Here is a 22,779-nt window from a genome sequence, read left to right as displayed (position 1 = left end):
TTCTTTGGAGTTATTGGAGGCATTCTGAATTGAGTGCCTCCAGCTTTTTGGTGTGGGATTGAAGAAAAAAGTGCTTTTTACTTTTCATAAAAGAGAAATGTCATGGATCAATATGATTGGGAATGAAAGAGTTCGTGTTATTTCCCATCTAATTTTGCCTGAGATTTTCCCCCACTCATTTAAAATCCTATTTTTGCAAGGTTATTCCTATTAGACCATTAAAAATGAAAAATATTGATCCCACCCGAACTGCTTCTTGGGAAAAGCTTAACCATTTGGCAGTTGCTCATAAAAACCTACATATTAAGAGTTTATTCGCTGATTCTGACAGATTTGAAAAATTCTCCATCAGATTCGAGGATTTGTTGGTAGACTATTCCAAAAATAGACTAAATACGGAAATCAAAAAGACATTGCTTGATTTGGCCAATGAAGTAGGGCTCAAAAATGCAATTGAAGCGATGTTTACCGGAGAAAAAATCAATGGGACAGAAGGGAGAGCAGTGCTTCATACCGCATTAAGGAACCGTTCCAATGAATCTGTAATGGTAGATGGTGAAGATGTGATGCCTGAGGTGAATCAGGTTTTGGCGCAAATGAAAGCTTTTGCTGATCAGATTTCCAAGGGCACTTGGTTAGGATATACAGGAAAACCAATCAAATCTTTGGTCAATATAGGTATTGGAGGTTCAGATTTAGGTCCAGTGATGGTGACAGAGGCTTTAAAGCCATATCAGAACCCTGATCTTGAGATATTTTTTGTTTCCAATGTAGATGGTACCCATATAGCAGAGACTCTTAAAAAGGTCGATCCTGAAACTACTTTATTTTTTATTGCTTCGAAAACTTTCACCACTCAGGAGACCATGACCAATGCATATACTGCAAGGAATTGGTTTTTGGATTTCGCAAAAGATGAGGCTGCTGTAGCCAAACATTTTGTGGCACTTTCTACCAATGCCAAAGCAGTAGAAGCATTTGGTATTGATACCAAAAACATGTTTGCTTTTTGGGATTGGGTCGGAGGAAGGTATTCCCTTTGGTCTGCTATCGGCTTACCTATCGCCTGTGCCATTGGCTTTGATAACTTTGAAAAGTTACTGGAAGGTGCCCATTCCATGGACCAACATTTTAGAACGACAGCATTTGAGCAGAATATTCCGGTGATATTGGCATTGGTAGGGATATGGAATACCAATTTCTTGGGTGCTTCATCGGAAGCCATCTTGCCTTATGATCAATATTTACACAGGTTTGCGGCATATTTCCAGCAAGGAAACATGGAGTCAAATGGTAAGTATGTCACTAGGAATGGCGATAAAGTGGACTATACCACTGGCCCAATCATCTGGGGAGAGCCTGGAACAAACGGGCAGCATGCTTTTTATCAGTTGATCCATCAGGGTACCCATTTAATTCCCTGTGATTTTATAGCGCCCGCGATTTCCCATAACCCTATTGGTGATCATCATGTGAAGTTATTGTCCAACTTTTTTGCACAGACAGAAGCCTTGATGAATGGTAAATCATTGGAGGAAGTACAAACGGAAATGACCAAGATGGGTAAGCCTGCAGAGGAAATCGAAAAGATAGCGCCACATAGGGTTTTTGAAGGCAATAGACCTACCAACTCAATCTTGGTAAAGCAAATTACTCCTTATACCTTGGGTCAGATGATTGCCATGTATGAGCATAAGATTTTCGTCCAAGGGGTAATCTGGAATATCTTTAGTTTTGACCAATGGGGCGTAGAATTGGGTAAGGTTCTGGCCAATGCGATTCTCCCAAAATTACTGAATGAAAAGGCCGTCTCAAGCCATGATGCCTCTACCAATGGCTTGATCAATGCCTATAAAGCATTCAGGAAATAAATTTCTATTGGATTCAAAAAAGCCGGCATTACTTCAGATTAGGTAAGTGCCGGCTTTTTTTTGTAATGAAGATTTATAGTTGTGTTTTTGTTGTTTAATATCCTTATAATAAACTGTTTAGTCATGATATCCGACAAACATCAAAGGTTCTGACATGCGGATGTCCAGGATTTTTTCTGTTTCCTGACCTGCAATGATAAAAGTGATTTTGAGTTCACTTATTGGAGGAAGTGTATAGATGCAGGAATTGCAGAATATTTCTGCATGGGATACACAACTTTTGCACTGAAACCAATCCCTAAGTCTTTCAAGTTTTTCCTGACTGCTCAAATCCCGGGGCAATTCCCGTAGGAATTTATCGATGATAGGCCCAGATTCTTGCAAGTTTTCAGATTGAATAGGATTACAGAATTGTCTGTTATTCCTGCATTCAAAATCATTCTCAGTACAGTTGGTCAAGAAAAATGCTGAAAGAATAAATATCCATGTTTTTAACCTTTTATAAACCATCATTTAGAGCAAAGCAGGGTTTCCTAATTTTCCCATAAACAGAATCGTACCTGAGCTTTTTTCCTTAATCAGGAAATAGAAAGGTTTGTCCAAGGTGATGACAACAGGGCCTGAAGGCAAAGAAGTGACAACCATTTCTACCACAGTAGCAGCTGCTGCCTCTGTTCCTTTTTCATCAACTTCGATCAAAGCTTCATGTATTATTCTTGAAATCATCATGGGAGGATGCTCTCCTTCAAAAACTTTCGTGAAATTGGCCGGACTCGGATTAAATGCAGTGACTAATCCCATACTTTCCAATTGTTCCTTTAAATTCTCGATTTTATGTTTCATTTTGAATTTGGGCATCTTAAGAATTGCACTTGTTTCATGTGCATTTTTTGACCAACTGCTAAGGTTTTCATGAGTTATTTCTGGCAGTATGTCTGATAATTTCCCTGATTGTGGTTGTATGATAGCCATCTGATATTGACCAGTGCTATAGGGTATTTCCATATAGTTCACTTTAGCATCACCTCCCCGCCATAAGCCCACTCTGTCTTTTGATTCCATCATATCTACTTGAACAGCCGGGCCTTGCTCAGGATAGAATGGTGCTTTTTTGGTTTTACTTGGATCAAATTGGTATTTCCAGTCACCTTTGAAATAAATCGCATTGACCAAATACATGACTGCTTCTCTCGGAATACTGTCTATAATGTCTTTGATAAGGTCATTGGTTTGGGATGCTATCCAATTATTGATGACTTGGTGTGCATTGGGTTCGTTGAAATCAAGAGCACTGATGTTGGCATTGTAATAGTTTTGCATCTCGGACTTAAAAGTAGCCTGTACTTTTAGACCTTCCCGGTACCAAATACCATTCGCAATATTGACCTTAACTTTAGGGTCCACAGTTTTGAGATAGGAAGTAAGACTTTTGACTGCCAGGTTGGCTTCTTCTTTAGAAAGTCCATGATAGGCGAGTACATCCATGTATTCCTGTAATACATCTCCATCGTTTCCATTCATTGTCATAGAAAGAGCTTGATGGATACTAAAGGGACCTGTGAAGTAGTTGTCCAGGTTTTCTTTTTCCATTTCCTGAAAAAAGCGGACTGCAAAATCTGCATTACTCTGAACAACTTCTGATTCTGTTGCTGTCATTTGTCTAAGATTGGCTTCAACAGGGCCCATATCTGCATCCTGTACAGGATTGCATGAAGCTGCTACCAAGAAAAATGCGATAATCAGTAGGATGAAATTTTTCATAATGAATGGATTTTATACCCTAAAGACGAAAAGTTAGGTGATTTTGCTACAGGAAGACTAGAAAAAAATCGGAGGGCAGTTTTATTGTCCTCCGATTAAACATAGATATCCTAAACGAGCGATTTGTAAATTCGATGTTATCTGGACTTTTCTAAGGCACTTTCTACATCCTGAATGATGTCATCTACGTGTTCTAAACCGACAGAAAGCCTGATGAGTCCATCTGTTATGCCTACCCTTTCCCTTTCCTCTTGAGTAAGCTTACTGTGAGTGGTGGATGCAGGATGGGTGACGATACTTCTACTGTCGCCAAGGTTTGGTGTAATGGAAATCATCTGTAGATTGTCAATGAATTTTTGGGCTCGATGGATTCCTCCTTTCAAATTTAGCGTAATGATACCCCCTCCTGCTTTCATCTGCTTTTTGGCAAGCTCATACTGAGGATGACTTTCCAAAAAGGGATATTTTACAAATTCCAGATCTTTACTTTCCTGAAAGTACTTGGCAGATTTCAAGGCATTGTCACAATGTCTGTCCATTCTGAGAGCCAATGTTTCCATACTTTTGGAAAGGACCCATGCATTAAACGGCGACATAGAAGGACCGGTGTGTCTGGTAAAATAAGTGACTTCACTAATCAGTTCTTTATTACCCAATATCAATCCTCCCAAGACCCTTCCTTGTCCATCGATGTATTTGGTGGCGGAATGAGTTACTATATGGGCTCCCCATTTAGCGGGTTGTTGCAGATAAGGGGTGGCAAAACAATTATCCACTACTAAAATCAGGTTATGAGCTGCTGCGAATTTCCCGGCCCATTCTAGGTCTATGATTTCCAGGCCTGGATTGGAAGGGGTTTCAATAAAAAGCATTTTGGTATTTGGCTGTACAAGTTTCTCCCAGTTGGCGATATCTGAAATGTCCCCATATGTAGAAGTAATGCCCCATTTGGGAAAAACTTTGGTCAACAGTTGATGTGTTGATCCAAACAATGACCTTGAAGCTAAAATATGATCTCCTTGCTGAAGTAAGGAAGCCATACTTCCAAACATGGCAGCCATTCCTGAAGCAGTTGCTATTCCGTTTTCTACTCCTTCTGCTGAGCAGACTTTTTCAATGAGTTCAGCAAGATTAGGATTGGAATACCTGGAATAAATATTTCCTTCAATCTCATCCGCAAACATTTGTCGGGCTTCTTCAGCACTTTCAAAAGTAAATGAAGAGGTAAGGTAAATGGGAGAGGAGTGTTCCCTTTGATTTGATTTGCCATTGGAAATCCTGATGGCATTGGTTTCGAAATGACTCATAGACAAGTAATGTATATTTATTTAATGAGTGGGGAAATACTTAATAAATCTGTGTTTGGAACTTTTAGATCAATCAAATTTAACATCCTGTAAAAAGGAGTGTCATCTGAAGAAGAAATGCTTGTTTTGAGGAGTGAATTCAAAACGACCCTAAAAATGGTTATGGGTAGCTGGGGAAGGAATAATTCTTTTTTGTGCATAATGTCTAATTTATAGTTCCCTTTTTGGGCAGGTATTGGCACCTTTTCTAATGCTAAGAATGGTTGCCAGAGGTTCATAGAGCCTGTTCTCTCGCCTCTTCTATATAAATCAATAAACTGAAGTGTTACAAAGTAAAGCTTGGAATTGCTGAAAAACAAATTTTAAACTTTGTTCTGTTTATTTATTCAAGGTTATTAGGGTTGAACTGAATGCTGAAATAAGGTGGTTTAGTCGTAATTGTTGTCGGATTATAAAGCTTTCATGTTTCGAAATCCGACTTTTTTTTATTTTCTTATTTCCCGATGCTTATCTCTCAATTTTAGTCATTAAACTGCGTCATTGTCATATTAATTCCCACCGTACAAAAACTCAGGATCATGTCAATTGCCTTATCCATGAAGATTGGTAATTCATCTATTTCTTTTTGAGACCATCGTCCTAGAACATATTCAACTTGTTTTCCTTTTGGAAAATCATCTCCTATACCAAAGCGTAATCTGGGATAATCCTGACCTCCACAAAGAGCTTCAATGTTTTTCAAACCATTGTGACCTGCTGCGGAACCTTTGGCGCGCATTCTTAGCTTTCCAAAGGGGAGTGCCATGTCATCTACAATGACCATGATGTTTTCTTTTGGGATGTTGAGTTCCTTCATCCAATAATTGACAGATTTTCCACTTAGATTCATGTAAGTGGTAGGCTTGATCATATACACCTGCCGGCTTTTATATTTAAAATTGGAAATGAAGGCTAATCGGTCGCTTTTCCATTGAGCATCATATTTATCCGCCAGTCTATCTACTGTAAGAAAACCAACATTATGTCTGGTAAGCTCATATTCAGGACCAATATTTCCAAGTCCTACTATCAGATATTTCATCGAATTCTGTTTTTAATCGGGGTTGGCAAAAATAAAAAATCCTGCTTAAGGAATAAGCAGGATTTGATAATATGGTATTCGAAAACTGAATTATTCAGCTTTTTTACCTCTAAGTGCTCTTGGAATACCGATAGTAACGATGGAAACGTTAGGGCTGGTAAGGATTTCGAATCCTTCCGCCTGCAATTCGCCTACTTTGAAAGATTTACCCAAATCCAATCCTGAAATATCAACCTGGATTTTGTCAGGCAGGTTAGCAGCCAAACCTTTAACAGCTAATTTTCTGGTTTTGATTTCCAATTTACCACCTTTTTGGATACCTGGAGAAGTACCAACGATTTCTACAGGAACTTCAAATTTGATAGGTCTTTCTTCACTGAATGCCAAGAAGTCAGCGTGCATCAACACCTCAGATACCGGATGGAATTGCGCGTCTTTCAATACGGCCTTCATTTTTTGACCTTCCACGTTCAAGTCAACCATGTGAACATCCGGAGTGTAGATCAAGTCCCTGAAAAGGATAGCTGGAGAGTAGAAATGAATTTGCTCTTTGATAGCTGGACCGTAAACAACACAAGGAACGTTACCTTCCTCACGGATTTGCTTAAGTTCTGCACCATCGAGATTTGCTCTTTTAAACCCTATAATCTCTAGTGATTTCATAGTTTTTTTGTTTTGTTATTGAGATGATTTATTAACCTGTTGATTTTCAGTAGTTAAATAAGGGTAGATTTTGACTTCAACCTCTTAAATCCTTCCCGTCTTTCTCAAACAGAGTGCAAAGATAGGATAAATATTTTCTGTATGCAAAGTATGGTAAAATCTCTATAGATGAGTAATAATATTTTTTCATTTCTTTTTTTGAGGAACGATTTTGATTTACAAACTTTTATGTGTGAAAAGCAAACTTCATTTTATAAGATGCTGGTAAGGGAAATAGGAGGAAATTAGGTGTGATTTTTCTAAGTAATTGAATTTGTAAAATAAAAATTTTATCTGTTTTATTAAGTGTTAATCACCCCAAATCAGAATAACATATTAATGATCATTATATGCAAAAAAATTTATTTCAAATGATGAAATTATTTTTTGTAGTGAAAAATGACGGTTTTACCAGTTTGAAATCTTGTGCCTATGGAAAAAGTGTATGCCAAAGCAATTCTATTTGCTTTACCGTCTTTTTTATTTTTGGCTAGTATAGCCTATGCGGATGGATATCGATATGAGGATAAAGAGGAAGTTGGTTTTCACCGTGAAATAATTCTTGATTCTGAGGCCACTCCTTCAGGGATTTTTGATAATTTAATCAATGAAGAACCAGAAAAGTTTAAGCTCATTTTTAATAATTCTTATGAAGAAAATCAGCGGTTAGACTTTGAGGAATTTGAATTTTCACCAGGACAAAAGATACAATTAACAGCAGAGCCAAATGCGGGGTATTTTTTCTCACATTGGAGTGTTGATGGGGCCAAAATAAGTGAGACAGCTACTTTGGATTACATTATGCCCAGTAAAGACGTCAATTTGGTGGGACATTTTGTAAAGATTTTAGAACCAAAAGTTCAAATATTATCACCCAATCAAAATGCCTCATTTCTTACGAATGAAACTGTCTTGGTGAACGTTAATGCTGAGAGTCCTAATGGGAAAGTCACGAAAGTTGAATTATTTAGAAACGGTATCTTGGTAGGTTCTGTAGCTGACAGCCCAAACGATATCTCTTTTACTCTTTCAAACATGACCGTTGGCAGTTATAAATTAACTGCCATGGTGCAGGATGACAAAGGAGCTACTTCTATTTCAGCTCCAGTGGACATTTCCATTGTTCCACCAAATGTGTTGCCCAATGTGGAGGTTGTTTCACCGAAAAATGGTGATACTTTTAATGAAGGACAGGATATTAAAGTTGATGTTGTTGCCACTGATTCTGACGGGTATATTTCAAAAGTTGAATTTTTTAGAGGATCGGCTTTGATCGGTACTTCAACAACTTCGCCTTATTCAGTTATTTGGCCAAAGGCTGTAGCGGGAAGTTATTCTCTCAGTGCTGTAGCATATGATAATGTAAATGCCCAAACAACATCAGTTCCAGTGAAAATTGAGGTTATCAAGCAAAATGCCGCCCCAGTGGTTAATATCACCTCACCTACAGCTGGAGCTAGTTTTACAGAAGGGGCAAATATAAAGATCGAAGCAAGTGCTACGGATTCGGATGGGAAAATCACAAAAGTCGAGTTTTACAGGGGAACTACATTGGTCGGAACCTCGACAGTGGCGCCATATGCGGTAACCTGGTCCAATGCTGTTGCCGGCAGTTATAACCTAACGGCCAAGGCTTTTGACGATAAGGGGGCTGCGAATTCCTCAAGTATAGTAAATATTACTGTCAATAAGGTCAACTTGCCACCGGTGGTCAATATCACCTCACCTACAGCTGGAGCTAGTTTTACAGAAGGTGCAAATATAAAGATCGAAGCAAGTGCTACGGATTCGGATGGAAAAATCACAAAAGTCGAGTTTTACAGGGGAACTACATTGGTCGGCACCTCGACAGTGTCACCATATACGGTAACCTGGTCCAATGCTGTTGCCGGCAGTTATAACCTAACGGCCAAAGCTTTTGACGATAAGGGGGCTGCGAATACCTCAAGTATAATAAATATTACTGTCAATAAGGCCAACGTGACACCGGTGGTCAATATCACCTCACCTGCAGCTGGAGCTAGTTTTACAGAAGGGGCAAATATAAAGATCGAAGCAAGTGCTACGGATTCGGATGGAAAAATCACAAAAGTCGAGTTTTACAGGGGAACTACATTGGTCGGCACCTCGACAGTGGCACCATATACGGTAACCTGGTCCAATGCTGTTGCCGGCAGTTATAACCTAACAGCCAAGGCTTTTGACGATAAGGGGGCTGCGAATACCTCAAGTATAGTAAATATTACTGTCAATAAGGCCAACTTGCCACCGGTGGTCAATATCACCTCACCTACAGCTGGAGCTAGTTTTACAGAAGGTGCAAATATAAAGATCGAAGCAAGTGCTACGGATTCGGATGGAAAAATCACAAAAGTCGAGTTTTACCGAGGCACTACATTAATAGGTTCATCTACTGTAGCTCCTTATGCTGTGATTTGGACTAATGCCAATGCTGGAAATCATTCACTTACAGCCAAGGCTTTTGATGAAAAATCCGGTGTTGCAACTTCTTCTCCTGTAAGTGTGACAGTAACTCCTGTTGTAACGTTACCTGAAATTTCTTTGATAACTCCTATAGAACATCAGGTATTTGAGGTTGGATCAAATGTTTCATTTACAGTAATGTTTAATGGAAATAGTAGCTCAGTCAAAAAGGTGTCTTATTTTGTAGATGAAGTTCTTGTTGGGACCTCAACCCAAAGCCCATTTAATTTTGTTTGGAAAAGTTCTAGTACAGGGCAACTTAAGGTAAAAGCCATGGCAACTGGAGGAGAACCTGAAAAAACCAACACATCTGAAATTGTCAACATCACGGTTGATCCAGTTTCTCCTATTAAATTTGATATTGTTTCACCAGTTAAAAACGCAACCTTTAAGAATGGAGAGAATATTGAAATAAAAGTAGATGTTCCTGTTTCCAGTAAAAGAATTGTCCGAGTTGACTATTTCAGAGGCAATATATTATTAGGATCAAATTCTGTTCAACCTTACAGCTTTGTTTGGAATAATGTTAATCTTGGAGTACACAATCTAGTTGCCCGATTAGTTTATGATGATGGAAGTAGTCTGCTTTCCTCCGTAGTTAATGTAACAGTTGAAGAAAATAAAGAACCTAAGGTTTTGCTTAATTATGAAATTAGTTCAAAAGGAAATAAAAAATCAGTTGATATTTTATTTGGTGTCAGTTTCCAGAATTTACTAGAGACAATATCTTCAGTGGAATATTATCTGGATGGGGTTTTAATTGGTAAATCTGAACGGGAACCATATTCTTTTACAAGAAGAAATGTTCAAGGAGGAATTTATCAGGCTTCAGCTAAAGCAATCGATATTACCGGCTATGAATTTTGGTCTGAAAATGTTCAGGTAGAAGTTTCGGGTTCTATTGGTGCTAAAACTGAAGAGGAAACGTCAGTTTTTAATTATACAATTGGTCCAAATCCAACCGCAGACTATCTAAATGTATACTTTGAGGAATTTGAAAGTGATCAACAAATTGAAATTTACCTGGTAGCAATGAAAGGGGACTTCAGTAAAACTTATTCGGCGGAGGCGGAAAATAAAACTCTTACTTTGGATGTAACTGATCTTATTTCAGGGAACTATGTTCTATATATACGCATTGAAGGTATGACTGTGGAAAGTAAAAAGTTCATAAAGAAGTGATTTGAAAGACCTGATTAGGCAGTTTTTTCATTATTATCTTGAAAAATTGAGGAGAATAAAAAAAGACCAAAAAAAAAATATTTTTTTTCGGTCTTTTTTTATTTGCTTTATCAAGAGTGAACTAAATCTGATTTTGTTTTTAAATATCAAAAAATGTAGTTTGGTATAGATATTGTTTATGTTGTATCGTAAGAGTTCATATGGAGCCTATATAAAGCCCTGAATAAGTATTATTTAGGTTAGCGAAGCACTGTGCTTTTGGTATGGAAATTGAGAAAGATTTTTTAAATTTAAGCATTAGCTAATCTCTATATCATAGCCCTAGAATATGGAACAATTATCACCCCTAAGATCGGTTTGTACAATCAAAAGCATTTTACCCTCAAGAATTTCATTATTCAAAGAAACAAGACGTAGTTGTATGTTGATAGCATCACTCAAAATTTGTTAGACTGTTTTCTTGTCAGAATGAATAATAAAATCCAAAAGTTTTGAGGGGATGTTGAAAAAAAAGAGTTTCATTTTATTATTGCTGTCATTAACCTTATTGGTTACTGACAAGTCATTTGCTGTTAAATTAGATATTTTACCGGAGGAAGATGGTCATTCCATTTTCAATGAAATTTCAGAAGTTGAAAAACCGAAGTTGTTTTTTTCAAATTTAATAGAGGATTCAGAAGGTGTTTTAGTATTAGCTGAAGAAGAATATACCTTTAATCCAGGCGAAAAAGTCACAGTTGTGGCAGAACCGAATCAAGGTTTTTATTTTACTCATTGGGAGGCAGATGGCCAAAAAGTAAGTGAGGCAAAAGAATTTGTTTACACAATGCCAAGTAAAAGCGTAACACTTACCGGTATTTTTAAAAAGATTGTAGATCCAACCGTTCGAATCATTTCTCCAGGCAATAGTGCTAGTTTTGAAGTGCAAAAAGATATACCTGTTAAGGTTCAGGCAGAAAGTCCAAATGGAAAAGTCACCAAAGTAGAATTGTTGAGAAATGGTATAGTAGTAGGGTCAATTAATGATCCCTCTAATTCCTTTATTGTATCCAATTTACAGATAGGTACGCATTCACTTACAGCGAGGGTTACTGATGACAAAGGTGCTCGTGCTACTTCAAGTGCTGTTACTATTTTGGTTACTGAGCCTAATAAAGTTCCCATTGTAAGCATTATCAGTCCTAAACCAGCTGAGGTTTTTCCGGAGGGAGTAGACATTAGAATCGAGGCAAACGCATCTGACCCTGATGGATCCATCAGCAAGGTGGAATTCTACAGAGGCAGTATACTGGTGGGTACATCTACAACTTCCCCGTACATTATTACCATGCCGAAAGTGGCTCCGGGAAGTTATAATTTAACAGCAAAAGCTTTTGATAACAAAAATGCCACTGCTATTTCTTCAGTTGTAAATGTAGTAGTTGAGAAAGCAAATGTGGCACCTACTGTGAATATTTCTTCTCCAAAAAACGGGGATGAGTTTGTTCTAGGTTCCAATATCAGAATAGAAGCACAGGCAAGTGATTCTGATGGTACAGTAAATAAGGTGGAGTTTTACAGAGGGGACGTCCTTATAGGCACTGCCACATCTGCTCCATTTGCAGTAACCTGGTCAAATGTGACTACTGGAACACATTCTTTGACAGCAAAAGCTTTTGATGACAAAGGAGCTTCTAAAATTTCAGCTGCGGTCAACATTAATGTATTGAGTGAATTTGAAATTCCTGAAATTAGCTTGGTCACACCAACCGATGATCAAGTCTTGGAAGAAGGCAGTACTGTTGCTTTTACTGTCATGTTTAATGGCGATTCCAAGTATGTGAAGAGGGTTGAATATTATGCTGGTTCTCAGCTATTGGGGACATCTACCTCAAATCCATATAATTTTGATTGGAAAAATGTTCCTGTAGGGGAACATGAATTAAAAGCCGTTGTCATAGGGGGAACTCCTGAAAAAATTAAGAACTCTAATCTTGTAAAATTAAGCGTCAAACCCAAGCCTACGATTCCTTTTGAGATTACGGCTCCATTGAGGAATTCAATAATTGCTACAGGGGTTGACCTGACCATCAGTGTACAAGTTCCAAATTCTATCAAGAAAATTAAAACGGTTGAATATTTTAGAGGGAATGTCAAAATAGGTCAGACGACTATTGCTCCATATGATTTCGTTTGGAAGAATGTGAGTTCCGGAGAATATAACCTGGTTTCAAGGTTAGTTTATGAAGATAATACAGTGATTCTGAGTCCGGTTGTGAAAATTTTCGTTGAGCCATTTCCAGGTTTGAGCATAAATTATTTGGTGCTTGATAAACCAGGTCAGGAAGATGTTGAAGTTCAGTTCACGCCAACTTTTCTTGATCTGAAATCCCCAGTAGCTAATGTCCAATATTTTGTGGATGAAAATCTGGTTGGAACTGTTGATAGGGAACCGTTCATATTGAGTTGGAGAGGAGTCTTTCCAGGAACCTACAAGGTCTATGCAGTGGCGAAGGATCAAAATAACCTTGAATTCAAATCTGAAGAGATTATAATGGAAATCAAAGGAGAGATTTCAGTCGAATCAGAGCCAGAGGATTTAAAAATGAGCTATGTTCTTGGGCCTAATCCTACTTCTGATTTTCTAAATATTCATTTTTCAGAACTTGAAGAAGAGCAGGAGTTTGAAATCAACGTGATTTCGATGAGCGGGCATTTCAGTAAGGTTTTTGTTGCTAAAACTACTGATTCGTCTATTACTATTGATGTTTCGAATTTAAAGTCTGGAATCTATGCGATTCATTTACAAAATGATGGGAGATATATTTCGGGAGACAAATTCATTAAAAGATAAATAAAAAGTCAGCGGGTATGCCGCTGACTTTTTTTTATAATTTAGAATCATCCAAAAAGAGATAGAATTCCAGAGCTTTTTACGATCAACTCATCCATGTTTGCTGTATCATTTGGATCCAGTCTTTTTAATTTAAATGGATCTGTATGAATTGTATTGAATCCTTTTTCCGTCGTTAATCCAAATTTAAAACCTGCATTTTTTGCAATCTCAATGTCTCTGATTGAATAATCACCATTAGGATAGGCGAGCGCATTGATGTTAAAGCCATATTCTTTTTCAAGTATTGACCTACAATTGGTGATTTCGAATGATGCTTCTTGGTCATCACATTTTGGTAAGATGGGGTGGAAAACGGTATGCGATTGCATGTCTACCCATTTGCTCATTTCCATAATCTCTTCTTTGTTCATGGCCCATGGGGTATCAAACTCTTTTTCCTGTTTGAAACCAAGATCTTCTAGACGTTTAAGACGCTCTTTGTTAGAGAGTTTCTTAAGTTCTTCATTTGTGTATTTTTCTTGCTTGAAACGAAACCAATAATGCCTATTTGTGCCGATTATACCTGAATTTAAAAATATGGTGACAGGGATCTTATGCTTTTTGATTAGGGGAAGTAGCTGAAAGTTGCTCTTTCTGCCATCATCAAAGGTGATCACGAGGGCATTTTTTGGCAATAGTTGTTGGTTTTTGGATTGGTGCGCTTTGAAGAAATCCTGAAGTGAAATGATATTGTAATTTTTGATCAGATAAAGAAAATTTTTTTCTGCCACCTCGGGTGTCATTTCATGGTAAACTAAGATAGTAACCTTGTTTTTTTGGACAAGGGTTCTAAATAAATAGGGAAGTCCCGACAACCTGATAATTTTAAAAATCAATTTTTTCATTATTCTAAGCATTACAGAAGTTCCATATTTTGAAAGCCATAATCAACGGCAAGTTTTTTGGAAATTTTCTTGGTACAATAATGTCCTTTTGAAATGAATGCATTTCTAATATTGGTTTTTCTTGTTTCAAGTGCATTCAAAGCTAGTATGGCTAATTCTTTCGGATCATGTTTCAAAGAAACATGGCAATTCGGAATGTCTGATAGAATTTCAGCAACATCCCCTACAGGTACGGAGACCACAGGAAGGCCACAAGATAAAGCTTCTTTAACTGACTGTGGTGATCCTTCTGTTTTTGAAGTCATCAGTAAAAGATCTGCTTTATTTAGAGTTTCCCTTACTTGGTCTCTATTCAAGTTTTCTATGTGTTTAACCTCAATCTTATAGGAGCTCATCTTTCTGATTTGTTCTATTACTTCACAAAATAGAGGATAGTTTTTAACCTCTCTTGTTGGACTACTGGGAAAAATAATGGTTTTGGAATTCTTGGGGATATCAAAATCGTCTAGAATATCAAAATATTCAGTGTCAATTCCGCAGGTAAGGATTTCTGCATTCTTATTGTATATCAGAGCATTCTTTAACATTTCGCTATTTTGGGCAAACACTTTGTTTGCCCGTTTGATTACCTGTCTTGAAACCCAAACCTGATGTTTATTGCTGCCTCTATCATTAAAATCACTACCGTGTAAAGTGACAAAAACCTTTTGTTTCGGTTGGAAGAAAAGAAGGAATAATCCTGAAATACCGTAATGAATATGGATAATGTCAGGATTATAGGCTCTAATTTTTTTTGGAATGGTAAAAATACTTTTTAGGTATTCACCTTTTCCCTTATAAATACCATCAATGATCAATACCTCATATTCAAAATGATGTATTTTTTGTAATTCTTCTATTTGTTCCTTGATAAAGATTCCATCAAATGGATGTTCCTTTGTTGGAAACATGTTGGTTATAAAAAGTATTTTTTTCATAATCTTATATGGGTTTAAAAAATCAGAAAGAACTGAATTATGAAAATTATCTACCAAAATCTCGTTACAAATTGTGGAGTAGAAATTAGACCCTAATTGAGTAATTAATTTTGGTGAAATTTACATATGAATATAAAATCAACTTTTAATTTTTAAAAATAAACACAAAATAATTACATATTATTTTTATTATTCAATGCTTAGAATTTGTTGTACTTGATCAGACATCTTGCAAACAATTTAAAAATAGACCCGGAATTTTTCTGATTGAACTTAATGAGATTTTTCAGGTAAAAGAAAAATACCCGCAAGCCTAGCTGGGAAGATTTTTTACTGACAAAATAAAACATGTTGCCAAGCACTTCATCAAATGCATTTAGATTGTAAAGATTAAGTTTTTTGTTTTGTTCCTTTAAAAGTAGTAACCAATTAAAACTGTCCATATAGTCTTTCCAGTTATCAAAAACATGTTTTGACTTTATTCTCCGGTGTTTGATAAGGTTTTCTTCATTTTTTTCCAACGCCAGTTTGTCAAATGCTTTTTTATTGATGATGGTATGAAATTCCAGCATTTTCGCTTCCTGATCCTCATATTTTTTCATGATACTTGTCTCAGAAGCTCTGTAGGAATAGAGAATTTCGCCTAGGTTCTGTAATGGAAAGTGGAATGAAGCTTCAAAATAAAAGTCATAGTCCTCAGCGACCAATAATCTTCTGTCATACCTTATTCCTGTTTTTTTTACAAGAGCCATATTATACATAGCGGTAGCAGGATATATTGATGGATAAAAAAACAAAGAAGCTTTGATGATTTCTGGATTGGTGGAAGATTTGAGTGTTTTTTCCCTACCTTCTCCTATTCTTACCATCCATGTACCACAAATACCTATTTCAGGGTGTTGCAAAAGGTAGTTAAGTTGTTTTTCTAATCTTTGGGGATGTATTAGGTCATCGCAATCCATCCAGGCCATATATTCACCTTTAGCTTCATCTATACCGACATTTCGGGTATAGCCTACGCCATAATTTCTTTCATTTTGAACTAGTCTTATTCTTGGGTCTTTGATGGATTTGATTATTTCGACAGATTGATCAGTGGAGCCATCATCAATGATGAGGAGTTCGAAATTATCATAAGTCTGTGCTAAAACGCTTTCTATTGCTTCTTTCAAGTATTTTTGCCCGTTAAAGACAGGCATAGCAACAGTCAAAAATGGTTGTTTTGTCATAAGATTGTCATTTTTACTTAACTTCCTCTAATCGTTCCGAAAAAGTTTTGCTAGAATTTAATTTTTGGATCTTTAGTAAAAGTTTTTTTGCCAGCATTTCTCTTTTTTGGACATCGAGAGCTGTTTGATAAATATATATTGCAAAAATAGTAGCAACTAGGTAATGGTAATGGTATACAGAATACCATGTCACGCTTGTGAAAAGAATATACCACAGGTAATATTTCACGTAGGCATATTTTGCTGGTACTTTTATCGTAAAACTCTTGTACCAAATTAAGAGGAATCCTAAAATGGCGAAAACACCAAACATGGCATAAACCGCTATTATTCCAACATCAGACATAAAAAATTCTTTTTCCAAGGCAAGGGATTCAATAAATTGGCCATAGCTAGATACTCCCCAATTGGGTGCCCCATTGCCAAAAATATAACTCCAATTATTGGGTGAGAAATCCTTAATGAAATATTCTCCTGCCAATACCCTGATATAATTTGATCCCAATTCGGCATCTCTTTGTCCGACTTCCAGTAGACCTTGTATCATGGGTAAGTCAGATTGTAAGAGTAAAATGAAGCCTCCAATAAAAAACAATACAACCATCATTTTTTTAAAGAAGGAAGATCCTTTTGAAAAGTGTATTAAATATAAAAGATAAACTCCAGCAATAAACTGTCTGGTAACCTGCATTACAGGTATGATTAAGCCTAAAACTGCTACCCCTATCCAAAACCATTTATATTCTTTCGTCGTGGTGATTTTCGTGATAGAAATAAAAATGGTCAACAAGAAGATTCCTGCACCAGGAAAAATAATTCTAACTGCTCCTCTTTGTTCTAAAAATTCGTCTCCCCATAATGGTTTGCCAAAAATAACTGTGCCGGAATTTGCATATTGGTAGAAATATAGAATCGCATAAAGAAGACCAAAAGCAACTATTATTTTTTCAAGGGTCTTAATCGGTATTTTCAAGTATAGCAAGAAAAAAAATAAGGGCCATAACATGAAATCAGTCGTTTCTAATAATCCCTCAAACAAGCTTTGATCCCATGAATAATATGCCATAAAAATGGAAAAGGCAATGGAAAAAAAGATGAGTCTAACAGGAAAAGTAAATTCTCCTTTTTGTTTAACTATTTGGACCAAAGAAAGTCCTATCATTGTCCATGTACATAAAAATGCCATGTATTTCACTGGTTTTGGATCTAAAAATTTTGCATCAAAAAACTTTAAACTTATAGCAACAACAAGGACTAAAAAGACAATTTGAACTATGGACTTGATCTTTTTCTCTGTACTTTCCGAAATCATGATTGATCAGTTTTTTCATTATTTTAATGAACAAAGGCATCTTTTGTCATAAAGCAACTCTTCCATGGTTAAGCGAGATGTTTAGACTTTTTATGATCCTTTTTTGCATATATTTCCTCAAGCTTCATGAATATTGCCCCTATGTCATAGTTTTTCCGAATTAACTTTTCATTCGTAACTCCCATTTTCAGCCGTAAGGAAGGGTTTTCTATAAGCCGGGTAGTCGCCTTGATGATTGCGTCAACATTTTTTGGAGGTATTTCAATGCCGTTAAGCCCATCTAATAGTTTTTCCCGGAGCCCACCCGAGCTCGTATAAATGAGTGGCAATCCAGAACCCATGGCTTCTAAAATGGAAATAGGAAAACCTTCACCATGTGAGGAAGGAAAAACATATATATCGGACATTTTAAGAAGTTTGATTTTTTGTTCTCCCTTAAGGTATCCATGAAAGGTGATGTACTCAAAATAGCTTTTCGCCACTTCGCTATTAATAACTTCCTCAAAATCATTGCCTACCCCTGCAATATTAAAATGAAGGTTGTGATGTTTTTCAATTAATTGAGGAATTGATTGCATAAACTCATAAATACCCTTGTCTTTTTCTATCCTTGAGAGGAACAAGATATTGGTTTTATCAGATGTAATTTTTTTAACCTTTTCAAAGGAGTGATAGTCAATTCCTGTTGTCAAGGTATCTATTTTCTTTTTTGAGAAACCAGATGAAATCAATTGTTGCTTAAAGTCATCCGCCAAAACAATGATTTGATCGGCGTTTTGATGAAATTTTATCATATAATTCTTCCTGTTTTTGATTAAAAAATCATGAAATGTATTATCCCATCCATGGATAAATATTACTTTATTAGCACTAGGGGCAAAAAGAACTGAAAGTTCTAGATAGATAAAATCTCGGATAAATGACTTTTTGATAAAAGAAGTATTGATTTCTATTACATCAGGAGAATGAATTAAAAGGTGAACCGGATAATAGAAATAGGACAACAAAAGATCTATATATCTGATTATTCTATTCGATAGAATGGGATGTCCAAAAATTTTACCTGTTCTGAAGTGCAAATAGGTATTATTGGAAGTTGGAAAATACTTCTCTAAGTCCAGCTGAAAATTGACAATGCCACCAGGATTATTCTTATGCTCGTAAAGTTTTAGAACTTTCATCTTTATGGGAATTAATTGGGTGTGATTAAATTAAATGTTATCTAAAAATCGTTGATTTTTAGCTTTTTTTCATTAAATTTTCAAAATAGTTTTTCAGATTTGATGATATTATTGAACCCCAATGATGTTGTTGATTACTTTTTCTGATTTCTGATGAGTTAAACTGGTTTTTCCTTGTTATCAATAAGTTAAGTCCATTACAAAATGATTCTGCATTATCTTCTATCAATACACCGTTTTGATCATTGATGACTTTAATATTTTCTTGAGTTTTAGTGGCTATCACCGGAAGCCCTGATAATAGATATTCGTAAGTTTTGGTGGGAGGCTGTACATCAAAGTAATCTGTCATCGGAACGAAGCTTATTCCAATGTTGGCTTCCTCCATGTAAGGTTGTAGTTTGGTATTTAAAACATATCCTTCTGTCTTAATAACTTTTTCCAGGTTGTTCTTTTGGATATATTCTTTGATTTCCGACAGTTCATTTCCAGGGGAATCTCCAATCAGAGTAAATTTGATGTTTTTGGCAAGAGTTTCATTCCAATAGTTTTTCAAAAACAAATGAAACCCCTTGACACAACTGATCATATCTCTGTTTTCTAAAGTACCAACATAGATCAAATGGATATTTTCAAAGGTTTTATCTTTTTGGGTGAAGCTTTCTCCGCCAAGTGGTAGAAGGTGAAATTTCTTGATGTTAAGGTTATTAGCAACACCTTCAGTTATGACAGAAATGTTGGTGAAAAATGAACATTCGAGTTTTATAAATAAATCATTTAAAAAATTCCTAATTGGATTTTTTAAAACTGAGGCAGTCCTTATGTCCAGATTAATTAATTTTGTAGGATTGGTAATCTTTAGCAATGAAACACCAGGAAAGAACACCATGAATATCAAATCGAATTTTTCTGAATTCATTTGATCGTGGACATCTTTTAAAAATTTAAGATATCTTAAGATTTTATTTCCTTTTCGAGGTAAATAATGAGTATCAATTCCTGAAATCTCTGATTTAAGTAATCCAAAATCCCATGAGACATAAGTAATATTGTATTGATCTTTGAGGTATTCACAATACTTTAAAGGATCAATGAAATAGCCAAATTGAGTTTTAGTTATGATCAATATTTTTTTCATGATTTACCGGTTTTTGACTGCTGCCACCTTAAGTAAAAGGCTAGAATTTTATCTTTGAAAAGGTAAGCAGCCATAAGGAAAAGTGTGGAAAACCCAAAGAGTATTTTGATCAATATGCCAAAATCTGAAAGTATAAAGTTAGATGAGATGAATAAAATGATTGCAAAAATCCACATCAGTATTTTGTCTTCCACATTGATAGATGTAGTCTTTTTGAAAGTGAACCATAAATAAAACTGAAAAATTGCGAATGTTCCTACAAATGCAGTAGCAAGTCCTAAAGCACCGAAAGTACTGCCATAAAAGAGGATAGGTGTTGAAATGGAAGAGTTGACTATTGCTAACTTCAGTATTTTCCTTTCATTATTTGTAGCACCAAGGATGGTTCCTATCAAACTATCCACTGAGGAAAGAAAAAAGTACCATACCTGCATTTGGCAGATTATTACAGCGGGGGCATAACTTGCCGGGAATAATAAACCGAGGATTTCACCTGCAAAAAGCGTGAAACCGAAACACAAGGTCATCCCCAATAACATATAATATTTAAATCCTTTTTGGATTACTTGTCTGAACTGTACCTGATTGGTTATCCATAATGCGGAAAGATTTGGAAATATTGCGGTTAGCGCCATATCTAAAACAATAGAAACCGGTCCAGTAAATCTTTCTGATAAATTAAAGTAGCCTACTTGTTCGATTGTGGAATTTATATCCAAAAAATTATTGGAGAGCTTACTAAACGGAAGCATAATGAGTATCATGGCAAAATAGGGCCAGCTTTCATTTACAACCGCTTTGGAAGATTTCCAAAAATTGGGAATTGGGCCTAATAGCAGGTTTGCTCTTTTAAGACTGAGAAAAAACACCAAGTTTTTAAATGCATTTAGTCCAAAGAAAACAACCAATAAAAAGAATACTTCTATCCAAGATTCAGGTATGATAAATACGAAAACAAACCATATGAAAGAAAAAATTAAATTGATTATTGCGGGAGGCAACATTTTTTGATGACCCAAATAGGCCATTTCAAACAATTTCCCAAAAACAGAAATATAGGCAAATGCAAATACTAATATTAGATCAACAGTATCTAAACTTCCCAATAAATAATTATATCCAATGTATATAAGGCATAATAAAGTGACAGCTAGACTTCTAAGTAGCAGACCATTGTAAACCATGTCATTAGTTTTGGAAGGGTCTCTCGCAATAGTTCGTATAAATACATTCCTAATTCCCAAATCACCTATATACATTAGTAGGGTTCCCTGAGCCATAATAAAGGTATAGCTTCCATAATCATCAGGATGTAGGACTTTTGTAATTTTTAATACTGTAATTAACCCCAGTATTTGAGAAACTACCGTTCCAAAAGTGAGATAGGAAAAATTCTTAAATACCTTATGCTGAACTATCTTTTTTAGCATTTTAAATAAAAGGTGGCATTGAATATTTCCGACTGGTTTTTATTAATGGATAAAGACCAGCCGGATTTTTCATTTTGTTTTCTCAGAATAGAAAGTTATTTCTGATAATAATTTGAGGCGTATTTGTTACCGTATCCGTAAGTGATTTCCATTTTGGCATCGTTGAGTACGATGAGTGGCAATTTGAATTTTTTATTTGTTCTGATGTCTTCGATTGTTTTGATCTGTGGTTTTGAAGAATGTCCGTACCGAACCATGAAGACGGTGATTTCGGCAAAATCGGCGAGCATGAAAGCGTCCGATACGAGTCCAACGGGAGCTGTATCGATGATGACGAAGTCGTATTTAGCGGACAGTTCGCTGATGAGCATTTTCATTCTGTCCCCTGCCATGAGTTCGGAAGGGTCTTCGGTTGTTTTTCCTGCTCCGAAAACGGTGACATTGTCCAATCCCGGCATCTGTCTGGCAATATTTGTGGTTTTGATTTTGGGGTTTGCCAGGTAATCGGAGATTCCCTGTCCCTGGCTGATGCCTATAGCGGAGAGCATTGCGGGTCTTCTGAGGTCGAGTTCGAGTACCGCCACTGATTTTCCGATTAGGCCGAGACTAGCGGCGAGGTTGATGCTGAAGAAAGTTTTCCCCTCCCCGCTGATACCGGAAGTGACCATGATGACCTTTGAGTTGTTTTTGGCGGCAATTGCGGTCAGGTTGCTTCTGATGAACCGGAACTGTTCAGCGATGAGGTTTCTGGTATTTTTGGCAATGACGGGCCCATCCGGAGTCTGTTTGCTTCTGGAGATTTCGCCGAGGATTTTGGTTGATGTCAGTGCCTCAATGTCGGCCCTGAACTCGATTTTCTCCTCGATGAGGTCCCTGATGAAGATGAGCCCGATCGGGAATGCGAGTCCGAGAACAATTCCGAGCCCGTAAATGAGTATTTTTTTGGGTTTGACGGGTTTGCTTGATGCCCTTGGCGGGTCAATGACCTTGGAGTTGGTGACCGAAGTTGCCGCGAGCGAGAGCGCAGCCTCTTCCCTTTTTCTGGTCAGCAGGAGGTAGTGTTCCTGTTTGATTGCCTGCTGTCTGGAGATGTCGAGGAGTTCCCTTTCGATGACGGGTACCCTTGAGGCCCTGGACTGGAACTGGTCAGAGGTTTCCGTTAGGCTGTTTCTTGAGATTTCGAGGCCGTTTTTGATGTTTCTGATGTTCTCAAGGATGTTTGTTCTCAGGGATGCTATCTGCTGGTTGAGGCTGACCACGATGGGATTGTTGGGCTGCGTAGTCCTGAGCATTCTTTCCCTTTCTCTCTGGAGGTTGTTGAAAGAAGCGATGAGTTCAGAGAGTGTCTGGTCGTTGATGGACAGCGAACTGGGGACAATTGCCGTGTTTGAGGGATCCTGAGTG

Annotated in this window: 16 protein-coding genes and 1 riboswitch; of the genes, 3 read left to right on the top strand and 13 right to left on the bottom strand. The window is 36.8% G+C overall.

Going from position 1 to position 22,779, the window contains the following annotated elements; genetic code table 11:
* Positions 1 to 224: 224 nt before the first annotated feature.
* Complete coding sequence (gene pgi, locus ACFFIP_RS02900; protein ID WP_382386062.1) at positions 225 to 1,871, top strand: glucose-6-phosphate isomerase; 1,647 nt, start codon at positions 225 to 227, stop codon at positions 1,869 to 1,871.
* A 117-nt stretch (positions 1,872 to 1,988) separates the two neighbouring features.
* On the opposite strand, the gene ACFFIP_RS02895 is transcribed toward pgi, so the two are convergent.
* The 5 genes from ACFFIP_RS02895 to ACFFIP_RS02875 form a co-directional block, all read right to left on the bottom strand.
* Positions 1,989 to 2,384: a hypothetical protein gene (locus ACFFIP_RS02895; protein ID WP_382386061.1), complete on the bottom strand. Its 396-nt coding sequence runs from the start codon at positions 2,382 to 2,384 to the stop codon at positions 1,989 to 1,991.
* Positions 2,385 to 3,632: a serpin family protein gene (locus tag ACFFIP_RS02890; protein WP_382386060.1), complete on the bottom strand. Its 1,248-nt coding sequence runs from the start codon at positions 3,630 to 3,632 to the stop codon at positions 2,385 to 2,387. It lies immediately after the preceding gene.
* Between the two features lie 137 nt (positions 3,633 to 3,769).
* Complete coding sequence (locus ACFFIP_RS02885) at positions 3,770 to 4,939, bottom strand: trans-sulfuration enzyme family protein (RefSeq protein ID WP_382386059.1); 1,170 nt, start codon at positions 4,937 to 4,939, stop codon at positions 3,770 to 3,772.
* A 207-nt stretch (positions 4,940 to 5,146) separates the two neighbouring features.
* A riboswitch (SAM riboswitch) is annotated at positions 5,147 to 5,250 on the bottom strand.
* Positions 5,251 to 5,459: 209 nt separating this feature from the next.
* Positions 5,460 to 6,020, bottom strand: a complete 561-nt coding sequence (gene pth / locus ACFFIP_RS02880) for an aminoacyl-tRNA hydrolase (RefSeq protein WP_382386058.1) — start codon at positions 6,018 to 6,020, stop codon at positions 5,460 to 5,462.
* Between the two features lie 90 nt (positions 6,021 to 6,110).
* Entirely contained in the window at positions 6,111 to 6,683 is a 573-nt protein-coding gene (locus tag ACFFIP_RS02875) for a 50S ribosomal protein L25/general stress protein Ctc (RefSeq protein ID WP_382386057.1), read from the bottom strand.
* A gap of 471 nt (positions 6,684 to 7,154) precedes the next feature.
* On the opposite strand from ACFFIP_RS02875, the gene ACFFIP_RS02870 reads away from it, so the two are divergent.
* Together ACFFIP_RS02870 and ACFFIP_RS02865 are read left to right on the top strand one after the other, a co-directional pair.
* Positions 7,155 to 10,388 carry an Ig-like domain-containing protein gene (locus tag ACFFIP_RS02870; RefSeq protein ID WP_382386056.1) on the top strand — a complete coding sequence of 1,078 codons (3,234 nt, stop codon included), beginning with the start codon at positions 7,155 to 7,157 and terminating at the stop codon, positions 10,386 to 10,388.
* A 499-nt stretch (positions 10,389 to 10,887) separates the two neighbouring features.
* Entirely contained in the window at positions 10,888 to 13,221 is a 2,334-nt protein-coding gene (locus tag ACFFIP_RS02865; protein ID WP_382386055.1) for an Ig-like domain-containing protein, read from the top strand.
* Between the two features lie 47 nt (positions 13,222 to 13,268).
* Here the strand turns inward: ACFFIP_RS02865 and ACFFIP_RS02860 are convergent, their stop codons facing one another.
* The 8 genes from ACFFIP_RS02860 to ACFFIP_RS02825 all read right to left on the bottom strand — a co-directional run.
* Positions 13,269 to 14,108, bottom strand: coding sequence for a polysaccharide deacetylase family protein (locus ACFFIP_RS02860; RefSeq protein ID WP_382386054.1), 840 nt, complete (start codon positions 14,106 to 14,108; stop codon positions 13,269 to 13,271).
* An 11-nt stretch (positions 14,109 to 14,119) separates the two neighbouring features.
* The gene (locus ACFFIP_RS02855; RefSeq protein WP_382386053.1) at positions 14,120 to 15,085 is read right to left on the bottom strand and encodes a glycosyltransferase family 4 protein; all 966 of its coding nucleotides are present in this window, start codon (positions 15,083 to 15,085) and stop codon (positions 14,120 to 14,122) included.
* Positions 15,086 to 15,285: 200 nt separating this feature from the next.
* Positions 15,286 to 16,314 (bottom strand): glycosyltransferase family 2 protein, encoded by a 1,029-nt coding sequence (locus ACFFIP_RS02850; RefSeq protein ID WP_382386052.1) that lies wholly within the window; start codon positions 16,312 to 16,314, stop codon positions 15,286 to 15,288.
* A 13-nt stretch (positions 16,315 to 16,327) separates the two neighbouring features.
* The gene (locus ACFFIP_RS02845) at positions 16,328 to 17,626 is read right to left on the bottom strand and encodes a hypothetical protein (RefSeq protein WP_382386051.1); all 1,299 of its coding nucleotides are present in this window, start codon (positions 17,624 to 17,626) and stop codon (positions 16,328 to 16,330) included.
* A gap of 68 nt (positions 17,627 to 17,694) precedes the next feature.
* Entirely contained in the window at positions 17,695 to 18,630 is a 936-nt protein-coding gene (locus ACFFIP_RS02840) for a glycosyltransferase family 4 protein (protein WP_382386050.1), read from the bottom strand.
* A 235-nt stretch (positions 18,631 to 18,865) separates the two neighbouring features.
* On the bottom strand, positions 18,866 to 19,945 hold the full coding sequence (locus ACFFIP_RS02835) for a glycosyltransferase (RefSeq protein ID WP_382386049.1): 1,080 nt from the start codon (positions 19,943 to 19,945) through the stop codon (positions 18,866 to 18,868).
* The gene (locus ACFFIP_RS02830; protein ID WP_382386048.1) at positions 19,942 to 21,375 is read right to left on the bottom strand and encodes an oligosaccharide flippase family protein; all 1,434 of its coding nucleotides are present in this window, start codon (positions 21,373 to 21,375) and stop codon (positions 19,942 to 19,944) included. Before ACFFIP_RS02830 ends, ACFFIP_RS02835 begins: the two co-directional genes overlap by 4 nt.
* 95 nt (positions 21,376 to 21,470) lie before the next feature.
* On the bottom strand, positions 21,471 to 22,779 hold a 1,309-nt coding region (locus tag ACFFIP_RS02825; RefSeq protein ID WP_382386047.1), incomplete at its 5' end, for a GumC family protein.

Origin of the sequence: Fontibacter flavus, from assembly GCF_042432905.1 — a bacterium.
In the GTDB taxonomy this organism is placed as follows: Bacteria; Bacteroidota; Bacteroidia; order Cytophagales; family Cyclobacteriaceae; genus Fontibacter; species Fontibacter flavus.
Note: the sequence above shows the minus strand (reverse complement) of the source record. Positions and strands in the feature narration are given on the sequence as shown.